Origin of the sequence: Dietzia sp. B19, assembly GCF_014145155.1 — a bacterium.
In the GTDB taxonomy this organism is placed as follows: Bacteria; Actinomycetota; Actinomycetes; order Mycobacteriales; family Mycobacteriaceae; genus Dietzia; species Dietzia natronolimnaea.
This window is the reverse complement of the sequence record NZ_JAALED010000212.1, coordinates 1-3,175: the sequence shown is the minus strand read 5'-3', so window position 1 is coordinate 3,175 and position 3,175 is coordinate 1. Positions and strand designations below refer to the sequence as shown.

The following is a 3,175-nucleotide window of genomic DNA, read 5'->3' as shown; positions in this document are numbered from 1 at the left end:
GCGGTGCCGGCGGCGGCCACCTCGGCGCCCTCGCCCTCGTCGATCACCGGGTTGTCCGGTGTTCCGGCGGGTTCGGCGACCGCGGTCTTGGCCTCGGCAGGCGTCGCGGCCTCGGCCTCGGCGGCCTCCTTCTCCGCGGACGTCTTCTCGCGCTTCGGCTGCTCCAGCCATGCGGCCTCGCGGGGCTCCGGCAGACCGCCGTCGCGGGTGACGGACTCCAGCAGGAGCTGGGCCACGTCCACGACCTCGACCTGACCCTCCAGTTCGGTGCCGTCGGTCTGCGCGGTGGCGCCGTCGGAGAGCATCACCCGACAGAACGGGCAGCCGGTGGCGATCTTGGTCGCCTTGGTCGACAGTGCCTCGTCGACGCGGTCGATGTTGATTCGCTTGCCGACCGTCTCCTCCATCCACATGCGCGCGCCGCCGGCGCCACAGCACATGGAGCGCTGGCCGTGGCGGGGCATCTCCGTGAGGGTCACTCCGGAACCGTCCATGAGCTCACGCGGAGCCTCGTAGACCTTGTTGTGACGGCCGAGGTAGCACGGGTCGTGATAGGTCACGCCGCCGTCGATCGGGGCGACCGGCACGAGTCGCTTCTCCCGCACGAGACGGTTGAGCAGCTGCGTGTGGTGGACCACCTGGTAGTCGCCGCCGAAGTCGCCGTATTCGTTTTTCAACGCGTTGAGGCAGTGGGCACAGGTCACGACGACCTTGCGCTGACCGGTGGGCACGCCGTCGAAGGCGTTGTTCATGGTCTCGATGTTCTGCTCGGCGAGCATCTGGAACAGGAACTCGTTGCCCGCGCGGCGGGCGGAGTCACCGGTACAGGTCTCACCCTGGCCCAGGACGGCGAACTTCACGCCGGCCGTGTGAAGCAGCGTGGCGACGGCCTGGGTGGTCTTCTTGGCGCGGTCCTCGAAGGCACCGGCACAGCCGACCCAGAAGAGGTACTCGGTGTCCGAGAAGTCCTCGATGTCCGAGCCGATGACCGGGATGTCGAAGTCGAGGGTCTTCATCCAGTCATCGCGGCCCGAGTTGTTTTGGCCCCAGGGGTTGCCCTTGTTCTCGAGGTTCTTGAACAGGCCGGCGAGCTCGGTGGGGAACTCCGACTCGATGAGCACCTGGTAGCGACGCATGTCGATGAAGTGATCGACGTGCTCGATGTCCACCGGGCACTGCTCGACGCAGGCGCCACAGGTGGTGCAGGACCACAGGGCCTCCGGGTCGATGATGCCGGCGGCCATCGGGTCGTCGGACACGTCGGCGGTGGTGTGGCCGACCAGCGGGCGCTGGGCCTCGAGGCGGGCGGCCTCGGGGATCCTGGCCAGCTTCTTCTCGTCCGGGTTGCCCTCGGCGTCGACGAGCCCCGTCTCCTCGCCCATCGTGGTCTTGCCGCCGGCGAGCAGGTACGGAGCCTTGGCGTGGGCGTGGTCACGCAGGGCCATGATCATGAGCTTGGGGCTCAGCGGCTTGCCGGTGTTCCAGGCGGGGCACTGCTCCTGGCAACGGCCACACTCGGTACAGGTGGAGAAGTCCAGCCAGCCCTTCCACGAGAAGTCCTCGATCGCGCCCGCACCCAGGACGGGCTCGAAGTCCTCGTCCGCCTCGGTGCGCTCCTCGATCTTCTCCATGGTCAGCGCCTCGCCGTCCATGGTCATCGGCTTGAGGGCGCCCAGCGCGGTGCGGCCGTCGGCCTCGCGCTTGAAGTAGATGTTGAAGAACGCGGAGAAGCGGTGCCAGGCGACGCCCCAGGTGATGTTGCGGCCGACGACGTACAGCCAGATCATGCCGGTGAGCAGCTTGATCAGCGCGAAGATGGAGACCATGAGCTCGTTGGCCGGCAGGACCGTGGAGATGGGGCCGGAGACCCAGTCGGTCGACCAGTGGAAGTCCTGGCCTTCGGCGCGGTACAGCGCGAGCTTGCCGGCCTTGACGAAGATCATGCCCAGGCCCTCGAGGAGGACGACGGCCTCCACGAAGTACGCGGCCCTGCGGTCGGAACCGTTGAAGCGGTTGAGGCCCCGACGCTGGTTGACCTGGCGGATGATGATGAGCACGGTGATGCCGATGACGGTGCCCAGGCCGAGGAATTCGTCGAGCCCGTGGTACCACGTCTGATCCGACAGCCACGGCCAGCCGCCGCGCGGGTTGAACGTCTGGATGTAGGCCTCGAACCAGACGATCGAGCCGAGCATGAAGCCGATCATGACGAACCAGTGGAAGAAGCCGACCGACCGCTTCCTGGCCATCCGGGTGTGGGCGGCCACCTCGACGAACGTGTTCTTCATCCGTAAGAACGGGGAGCCGAACCGGTTGAAGCCGTCCTTCTGGCCCAGCAGGATGCTCCGGACCATCCGCGATACGCCGCCGATGAATGAGGCCCAAGCAAATAAACTGAGCAGGACACCGATCGTCCCGAGAGTGATGGTCACGCCTGACATGGTTCGCGGCCTTTCGTCGCACTTCTCGACGCACGAGCACCTGACGACCCCAGGGGTGCCCGTCGACGGTCTTGTCGTTAAAGGTAAGCCACGCGGGCCCCGTCCCACGAGTTGAGGTTCCCCTTAGCGGAGTGCACTCGATTCGTGGGACGGGGCCCGCGGGTCGTTCTGGATCAGTTGGTGCGCAGCGTCAGACCGGGATGCGCGGCCAGGACGTCGGAGATCGGGACCGCCGACAGGCGCGGGACGTACCCGTTCTCCCTGGCCACGGCGTCGGCGTTGGCGCAGGTCCCGGTCTCGGCGACGTTGGAGGCGCTGGAGATCCCCAGGGCCTTGTCGCCCGAGAACACGACGCCGCCGCTGTCCCCGGGGAGGGCGCAGAGATCCACCGTGAACGCGTTGGCGATGGTGCGGGAGCCGGCGACGTCGATCATCGCGCCGACCTCGGAGACGGTGCCACAGGAGAAACCGGTCCGGAACCCGGTCTTGCAGGCCTTCTGTCCGACGACCGGGTCGGCTGTGCCGGTGATCGCCTGGGTGGTGTCGGGGCCGGCGCCGACCAGGTTGGTGCGGAAGCGGTCGGCGAGCTCCGGGTCGACGGCCACGAGCGCCGTGTCGATGCCGTCGCGCTGGGTCCGCGTCATGGTGCCGAACTCCTCGCCGTCGGCGAACGCGGCGCGGGTGCCGTCTGCGCCCGCACAGTGCGCGGCGGTGACGACGACGGGCGTGCCGTC

2 protein-coding genes are annotated in these 3,175 nt (G+C 67.8%); both read right to left on the bottom strand.

All coding sequences use genetic code 11. From position 1 onward, the window contains the following. Window positions 1–2,441, bottom strand: a 2,441-nt coding sequence (locus tag G6020_RS07050; RefSeq protein ID WP_241732603.1) for a (Fe-S)-binding protein, incomplete at its 3' end; no start/stop codon positions are given. Window positions 2,442–2,614: 173 nt separating this feature from the next. After that, window positions 2,615–3,175 (bottom strand): S1 family peptidase (locus G6020_RS07045; RefSeq protein ID WP_241732602.1); only part of this gene is annotated, 561 nt, incomplete at its 5' end.